The 8,201-nt window shown below is 41.1% G+C and carries 7 protein-coding genes; all 7 read right to left on the bottom strand.

All coding sequences use genetic code 11. The annotated features are described in order from the left end of the window. Positions 1 to 957, bottom strand: a complete 957-nt coding sequence (gene ftsY, locus B5F78_RS09905) for a signal recognition particle-docking protein FtsY (protein WP_087406606.1) — start codon at positions 955 to 957, stop codon at positions 1 to 3. A gap of 291 nt (positions 958 to 1,248) precedes the next feature. Further along, positions 1,249 to 2,868, bottom strand: coding sequence for a RagB/SusD family nutrient uptake outer membrane protein (locus tag B5F78_RS09915; RefSeq protein WP_087209959.1), 1,620 nt, complete (start codon positions 2,866 to 2,868; stop codon positions 1,249 to 1,251). Between the two features lie 20 nt (positions 2,869 to 2,888). Further along, positions 2,889 to 5,879: a SusC/RagA family TonB-linked outer membrane protein gene (locus tag B5F78_RS09920; protein WP_087406608.1), complete on the bottom strand. Its 2,991-nt coding sequence runs from the start codon at positions 5,877 to 5,879 to the stop codon at positions 2,889 to 2,891. 467 nt (positions 5,880 to 6,346) lie between these two features. Beyond that, on the bottom strand, positions 6,347 to 6,502 hold the full coding sequence (locus B5F78_RS09930) for a DUF4295 domain-containing protein (RefSeq protein ID WP_007558249.1): 156 nt from the start codon (positions 6,500 to 6,502) through the stop codon (positions 6,347 to 6,349). 9 nt (positions 6,503 to 6,511) lie between these two features. Further along, positions 6,512 to 6,700, bottom strand: a complete 189-nt coding sequence (gene rpmG / locus B5F78_RS09935) for a 50S ribosomal protein L33 (RefSeq protein ID WP_013616632.1) — start codon at positions 6,698 to 6,700, stop codon at positions 6,512 to 6,514. Positions 6,701 to 6,719: 19 nt separating this feature from the next. Next, complete coding sequence (rpmB, locus tag B5F78_RS09940; protein ID WP_022040002.1) at positions 6,720 to 6,980, bottom strand: 50S ribosomal protein L28; 261 nt, start codon at positions 6,978 to 6,980, stop codon at positions 6,720 to 6,722. 103 nt (positions 6,981 to 7,083) lie between these two features. Then, entirely contained in the window at positions 7,084 to 7,584 is a 501-nt protein-coding gene (locus B5F78_RS09945; RefSeq protein WP_087406610.1) for a CinA family protein, read from the bottom strand. Positions 7,585 to 8,201: the final 617 nt, after the last annotated feature.

The following is an 8,201-nucleotide window of genomic DNA, read 5'->3' on the forward strand; positions in this document are numbered from 1 at the left end:
TTATTTGTTTCCAAACAGTGAATCCACAAATTCGCGGCGGCGGAATATCTGCAAATCTTCCATGCCTTCGCCCAGCCCGATGTATTTCACTGGAATCTTAAACTGGTCAGAAATACCGATTACGACACCTCCTTTGGCAGTCCCGTCCAGTTTGGTAATAGCCATTGCATTGACTTCTGTTGCCAATGTAAACTGTTTAGCCTGCTCGAAAGCATTCTGTCCCGTAGAACCATCAAGCACCAGCAACACTTCATGAGGAGCATCAGGCACCACCTTCTTCATCACATTCTTGATTTTGGTCAATTCGTTCATCAGGCCGATTTTATTGTGCAGACGTCCAGCCGTATCAATGATGACCACATCGGCATGATTTGCCACTGCCGAACTCAACGTATCGAATGCCACTGAAGCAGGATCAGAACCCATTTTTTGCTTTATAACAGGCACCCCTACCCGTTCGCCCCATATCACGAGTTGTTCTACAGCAGCTGCACGGAAAGTATCGGCAGCTCCCAAATAGACCAACTTGCCGGCTTTCTTAAACTGATAGGCAAGCTTGCCGATAGTGGTGGTCTTTCCTACTCCGTTTACGCCCACTACCATGATGACGTATGGCGTCTTTCCTGCGGGAATATCAAAATCATCTGCATCTACCGTATTGTTTTCAGTCAGCAGGGCTGCTATTTCCTCACGCAAGATGTTGTTCAGTTCTTCGGTATTGATGTATTTGTCTTGTGCCACACGCTTCTCAATACGCTTAATGATTTTCAGCGTGGTTTCCACACCTACGTCCGAAGTAATCAGCACTTCTTCCAGATTGTCCAGCACTTCGTCATCTACCTTGGATTTGCCTGCCACAGCCCGGGCTATCTTGCTAAACACGCTCTGCTTGGTTTTCGACAATCCTTTGTCCAACGTTTCCTTCTTTTCCTTCGAGAAAAAACTAAATATTCCCATACGATATGTCTTTATGTTATCTGCTATGTTTGTGCAAATATACGGATTTTTCTCTAAAACAAACGAATGAGTTTATTAGTTTGTCAAGGCAAACACATCTAAATTATACAGATTATCCGATTCCGGAAAAAAGATTATCCCATTTTAGAAAGATGATTATCTGCTTCAATACAAAATCTGCCCTTAAAAATCGTACCGTACATGAATGAAACAAAAAAGCCTTGCGGCTTCCGGCGTTTATTACAACGGCAGATAGCTGCAAGGCTTCATTGAAAATCGATATCAAATAAATCAATATCCCGGGTTTTGAGTCCAATGCGGATAGGTATTCAGCACATCTCTGTGCAAGGGGAATATACGACAAGTCTTTTCGAAACGTGCTGTCGGGAAATCTTTCTTATGGAAACCATATTCGTTTTCAAACGTTCCGAAACGAATCATATCATTTCTACGCCAGTTTTCATCAAAAAATTCCCTTCCACGTTCGTCCAACAAATCTTGCAAAGAAGGAGTTGTAGCCAGAAGTGGAGCCTGGGCATATTCCCGGATTTGATTGAACAGACTCATCGCTGTCTCACCATTAGTAGCCGTACCACCTCGAACAATGGCTTCCGCCTTTGTCAGCAAGATATCTGCATAACGGAATATCGGCAAGTCATTCGACTGGTTTCTTCCATTCTTGTAATCGTCATCAATCACAAAAAACTTCACCGAACGGTAGCCTTGGCTATATCCTTTCGTGTTATCACCTACTCCCAATTGCACATCGTCAGGGATTTCAAGCGAAACAGTTTGAGTCAGCACAATAGGTTTGCCGTTTTCATCCAAAGCTATTTCCGAAGTCGGCTGGTAAGTATTCGGGTCATAAACATGTACAGTATCGCCAATTACGCTGTTATTACGTATGTCACCTTCCAAACAGAAAAGACGTGAGAATTCAGGATTCATCGTAATATATCCGCCTGCAGAATTGCTTAACTTCATACCATAATAACTTTTTTCAACATCTCCTGCATTCTTCCAGGTACGTGCCCGCCCGTATTGCATACCTGTAGCAGTATATGTATCATACGGCATGGCATAGATAAAATCTTCTACTTGCGAACCATTATCGGGGCCAAACTTTTCAGCGTAAGGCATTGAACCTAAATTGAATTTGCCGGATGCGATAATATCATCACAGATTCTGATACAATCATTCAGTTTTTCATTCTCAGCTGTAGCAGCTTCATATTGCTCAACCGAAGAAGCTGTATACACAGCCCAGTTGATATACAACTTTGCCAACAAAGCTTCTGCCATCCATTTAGTCGGCTTACCATAGGTATTGTCACTGACTTCATCGGTGAGTTGAGGAATGATTTCCAATAATTCGCTTTCAATCCAACGGGCGACTTCTGCACGTGGAGCACGTACTACTTCATCATTCGTTACAGGCAGGTAATCCAAAATAGGCACATCTCCCCAGCAGTCCATAATAATGAAAGTGAAAAAAGCACGCATTGCCCGCGCAGGAGCGATATCGGCAGGGGCTGCTTCTTCGCCTCCCAAATCACGGATTACCGTATTGGCTTTGGTAATGCCGCTGATAACCGTAGGCATCCAGTCAATCGATGCGTCTTCTGTTCTAAAATCGTGAAGGCTCGGATGGGAATAACAACCACTGTCGTACCAGCCTCCTCCGTATGAAACAGCTGTATATTCATCGCTCGACAAAGACATCGCTTCCATATAACGACGTCCGAATACATCACGCAAATGGAAATAAACATCCGCGTTCTTCGCCTCTACTGCAATATCATTTATTGGATATTGAGTATATTGAGACTCTATATTTACATCCAAGTCTGTACATCCAGCAAGTAAAGCGGCAGTACAAATAGCATATAATGATTTTATATTCATTTTCATAATTGTAAGTCTGTTGATAATTAGAAATTAACTTTTAAACCAATCATAGTGGTACGGGTATGCGGATAAGCGCTCCAACGGTAATCAACACCAGGAGCTAAGCCACCCATGTTTACTTCAGGATCAAGCCCCTTATAACTAGTGATAGTGAATACATTGTTGCAAGTAATGTATAATTGTGCATTCTTCAACCAATTGTCAAAGTTTTTGAACGTATACCCCAACGTCAGAGTGGACAGACGAAGGTATGAACCGTTTTCAATGAAACGGTCAGAAGGACGATTATTAGATGTATCTGTAGCCGGACGTTCGTAAAGGAATTCTCTCAGCACATTCTTACCGTTCGAAAAGTTTTCCGGACTGGTATAGTTAGCACGTGAACCATTGTAGATATCATTGCCGAATACACCGGTAAAGAATACCGTTGCATACCAATTCTTCCAAGAGAAAGTGTTATTCCATCCAAAGTTCAGCTTGGGTTGTGCGCAACCGGTAATGGTACGGTCCTTATCGCTGGGGTCAGTGGTCGTTTCTCCCGTACGTTCTCCTGTTTCTTCATCTCTTACATAATAAGTAGCGATTCCGTTTTCATTATATCCGGCAAATTCAAAGGTATAGAATGTTCCGAGAGGTTCACCTTCCAAGATACGTTGGGTATAACCATTGGCAGAAACACCGGCTACCATCGGGTCACCCTGTGTAAATAAAGACACTTCGAATTGATCGTTTGACAATCTGTCTACAGTATTTTTATTGTGAGACAAGGTAACCGTCGTGCTCCATTCGAAATCCCGAGTACGTACAGGAACAGCATTAATAGAAAATTCGATACCTTGATTGGTTATTTCACCTACATTGGCCTGGATATCGCCGAATGGATAAAGACTGGTAGAAACCGGATAATTCCAAATCAAGTCCTTGGTCTTTTTGTTATACCATTCGATGGTACCATTCAAACGGCCGTTGAAGAAAGCATAATCGATACCGATGTTAAACATTCCGGTAGATTCCCATTTCAAGTCAGGATTGGCGTTCTTGGTAGCCGCCAGCGTACGCCAACTCTTGCCGTTGTAAGTAAAGAAGCCCGATGCACCGTAGGTTTCATACGGGGTATAAGCTCCGAAGCCCAAAGCATTACCGCTGACACCATATCCCAAACGAAGTTTCAGGTTACTAATCACATCTTGGTGCTTCATGAAATCTTCTTCCGTAATGTTCCAGGCAACACTGACTGATGGGAATGTACCCCAACGGTTATTTTTGCCAAACACAGAAGAACCATCACGACGGATAGTAGCCTGAATCATATACTTGCTGTTGTATGAATAACCCACACGACCATAGAATGAGATATTGCGGACTGTCTCTTTGGTTCCACTTTCTATAGCAGGAATGCCGTCAATAGTACTTGCATAAGTCAACTGATTCCATTTCAACACATCATCATAAAAATCGTGCACAGTCAGCCCAAAGCCATCATTTGACATCCTTTCTTCCCATGAATAACCTGCCATGATAGACAATTTATGTGCATTATTGATAGTTGTATCATAATTTCCGTAAGTTTCGAAAATGTGTTCATGCCCGAAGTAAGTATTACGCTTCGCCTGGCCGTTCTGCGCGTTGATACCCGGCTGCTGTGTGTTGTGGGTATGATATTCGCTGTAAGTGCGCTGGTTGTTGGTGAATGAGTAGTTGGCACTCCATTTCAAACCTTTGACAATTTCCAAAGTGGCCTTACTGATGAGTTGTGTGTTTTTATAGATTGTTTCAGAAGTATCTTCATAAATCAGCGACAATGGATTTATGTTCTGGCTGCCCGAAGCCTGTGTCCAGTTCCCATCATCGCGAACCGGAAGCATCGGAGAAAAATAATTCATGGCATCCAATACAGACACACCTTCATCATCCATGGGTACACCTACGCCTTTCCCGTAACGAGAATTAACGCCCACCGACAGTTCCAGGCGGTCTTTAAGCACCCTAGTGGTAAGCAAAGAACGTATATTCAAGCGATCCATATCTGTACCTAAAATGACACCTTGACGATTTTGGTAATTGATACTTGCCATATAAGTTGTCTTTTCTGAACCACCATTGATAGAAACATTGTGATTATGGCTGACTGCTGTACGAAGCACTTCATCTTGCCAATCAGTATTGGCACCCATATCATTAGATAATGTCAGACCGTTTTTTTCGGCATATGCCCGAAGTTCATCGGCCGTAGCCATATCCATTTTTTTTAAAATCTTGTCAAAAGCTACATAACCGCTATAAGTGACATTGGTACGTCCTTTTTTCCCCTTCTTGGTATTGATGATAATAACACCATTGGCAGCCTTTGAGCCATAAATAGCTGTTGCTGTTGCATCACGAAGCACATCAATACTTTCAATATCATCTGGAGCAACCATGGAAATATCAACGCCCGGAATACCGTCGATTACATAATACGGCTGCATGGCAGCACCTTCACGCAAAGAAGAAGCACCACGCAAGGTTATACTCGGACTTCCGTTCGGGTCGCCGCTAGTAGTAATGGCTAAACCCGGAACTTTACCTTGTAATAACTGGGCGGGATCTGAGTAAACACCCACATTCAAATCTTCAGCTTTGATGGTGGTAATCGAACTGGTTACATCTTTACGCTGCATAGAACCATAGCCGATAACTACGACTTCTTCTAGCATCTGGTCGTCTTCCTGCATGGTTACATTAATGGTATTGGAGCGTACTTTAATTTCTTGGGAAAGATAACCAATGTAAGAAAACACCAAAGTCTTGCCTTGAAGTACATTGATGGAAAACTTTCCGTCCATATCGGTAATACTACCATTTGTGGTTCCTTTTTCCACTACACTCACGCCTATCAGCGGTTCGCCAGTCTTATCCTTTACAATACCTGTCACCGCATTTTGGGCAAATGCATACATACTCACTAAAAGAAAAACCGCGAGAGAAAACAGGTTTCTCCGCGTCTGCCTGTTTGTTACTAGTTTGCTTTGCATAAATTTGTATAGATTTAATTAATTAACTATTCAATGGCAAAATTAAACATATTCTGTAACACTTATTACATTGATGGCATAATTTTTTCTAACCGAAGTTATTTTTAATAAAATTTACGTCACTAAAAACACTGTAAGCATGCATCGGATTCTTTTTGGTTAACATTCTTTTAATATTACAGATTCACATGGAGAAAGCAATACAAGTTTTTTATAGCCAATCAGAAATAAAATGCGAAAAATCATTTGTCATGCTGAGTGCCCATTTCCAATGGAAACTCCATTCGATTATGACAATACATCAAGAATTTTTTCGCAAATCAATTTTGTTCTACTATAGAAACTGTCTTGAATTTATCGCGTGCTGATTTGGGATGAGTTTTTAAGGCTGCGTATAGATACTAAAAAAAAAACTCCTTTCGAAATCGAAAGGAGTTTTAATGATATAATTAACTCTAATTAAAGCCTTATTTCTTAAAAAAGTCCTGAACTTTTTCATTAGGTACCATCTGTTCGTCAAAAACATAAGCACCAGTCTTCGGCGACTTAACCATTTTGATAACCTTTGTATAAGAACGGCCTTCTTTTCCTGTCTGAAGGGTTGCGACTGTTTTCTTTGCCATGGTGTCTTATTATTTAATTTCTTTGTGAACTGTTACTCTTTTCAAAATAGGATTGTATTTCTTCAATTCCAATCTCTCGGGTGTATTCTTTCTATTCTTCGTAGTGATGTAACGAGAAGTACCCGGCATACCACTATCTTTCATTTCAGTGCATTCCAAGATTACTTGCACTCTGTTGCCTTTAGCTTTCTTAGCCATACTTTTACTCTCCTTTTAATTAACCAACGATTTTGATAGTTTTCCAATCACAGTAACCTTTCGCAACAGCTTCATTCAGTGCTGCATCCAGCCCTTTCTTATTAATAATTCTCAAGCCGTTAGCACTAATCTTCAGGCTAATCCAGCAATCTTGTTCTACATAGTAGAATTTTTTTGTAAACAAGTTCACATCGAACGTTCTTTTCGTTCTTCTTTTTGAGTGTGAAACGTTGTTGCCAATCATGGCTTTCTTTCCGGTAATTTGACAAATTTTCGACATTTCTATCTAGTTTTTATAGTTTTATTTCTATGCTCCTTAAAACGGAGTGCAAAGTAAGCGGTTTTATTTTACATATGCAAGTTTTTCTTCAATAAATTGCCTTTTATTGCTCATTTTCTTTGTTTTGGCAAATAGAGAGCAACAGTTGAAGCACATTTTTAGTAGCAAACTGGATATTTTTGTCGCGTCCCTCGTCTTCTGTCAGCTTGAGTGTCATAATTTTGTCTTTACTCCCGGCTGCCAGCCAAATGGTACCGACAGGCTTCTCGGGAGTACCTCCACCCGGTCCGGCAATGCCCGATGTAGCCATGGCATAATCAGTCCCAAAAGTATCAATAGCTCCCTTCACCATTTCGATTACGGTTTCTTCACTCACCGCTCCGCATGCCTGAAGGGTTTCCGCTTTTACATGCAACAAGCTTTCCTTCACTTCATCGGCATATGCTACCACTCCACCTTTATAAAAACGTGAGCTACCGGGTACTGCCGTAATAATGGCTGCTACATTTCCGGCCGTACAACTTTCTGCAGTTGCCAATGTATAACCTTCTCTCCAAAAGATTTCGCTGATTTCCTTGCTCAGCTTTTTAGTTTCTACTGACATGTCCTTTATCTGTTTTTTAGTTAATAACTTCGTCCAGGAGTCAAAAGCCAATAGCCAGACTTTCGAAAACCGGCATAAAAAGGATTGCTTCTGATTTCCTTCAACTCCTTATTATATTATATTAATAATATCTGCAAACAGCCAACATATACCCCCTAAAAAAGAACATATACTGCATCGGCAGTTGAATATATACTGCATCTGCGATTGAATATATACTTCATCGGCAGTTGAATATATCTTCATCGGCGAACGCAGTACTACTGCGTTTTTAACCCGAACAAACTGGCTATGCAGACATTCATCAGAAACTGTTTAAAATTTCCAATAAAGCAATATTATATCAGGTCCTTTTGAGCTTGCTACCGGTCTGTTTTCCCGGTTTTATCCGGAAAGTAACTACCTCATCCCTGTATAAATCAGAAAAGCAGCCCCGATTATGTCCAGAAACTGTTTTGAATTTCTACAGAAAGTCTCTCAAAACAAACCTGAGCAAATTTCAAACAGGTTCTAAGAAGCTGTTTTGAATTTCTCCAAAAAGTTTTTCTTGGCTTGATGTATCCGTTTTCGTGTGTGCTTTGGGCGATTTTTTGGTCCTTTTCGCTCCTGTTCTTCGT

The organism is Bacteroides sp. An279 (assembly GCF_002159615.1).
GTDB classification, from domain to species: Bacteria; Bacteroidota; Bacteroidia; order Bacteroidales; family Bacteroidaceae; genus Phocaeicola; species Phocaeicola intestinalis.

Bases quoted from the DNA above. Each gene is read 5' to 3' on its own strand.
- ftsY (WP_087406606.1), bottom strand. From the start codon at position 957: ATGGGAATATTTAGTTTTTTCTCGAAGGAAAAGAAGGAAACGTTGGAC.
- B5F78_RS09915 (WP_087209959.1), bottom strand. From the start codon at position 2,868: ATGAAAATGAATATAAAATCATTATATGCTATTTGTACTGCCGCTTTA.
- B5F78_RS09920 (WP_087406608.1), bottom strand. From the start codon at position 5,879: ATGCAAAGCAAACTAGTAACAAACAGGCAGACGCGGAGAAACCTGTTT.
- B5F78_RS09930 (WP_007558249.1), bottom strand. From the start codon at position 6,502: ATGGCAAAGAAAACAGTCGCAACCCTTCAGACAGGAAAAGAAGGCCGT.
- rpmG (WP_013616632.1), bottom strand. From the start codon at position 6,700: ATGGCTAAGAAAGCTAAAGGCAACAGAGTGCAAGTAATCTTGGAATGC.
- rpmB (WP_022040002.1), bottom strand. From the start codon at position 6,980: ATGTCGAAAATTTGTCAAATTACCGGAAAGAAAGCCATGATTGGCAAC.
- B5F78_RS09945 (WP_087406610.1), bottom strand. From the start codon at position 7,584: ATGTCAGTAGAAACTAAAAAGCTGAGCAAGGAAATCAGCGAAATCTTT.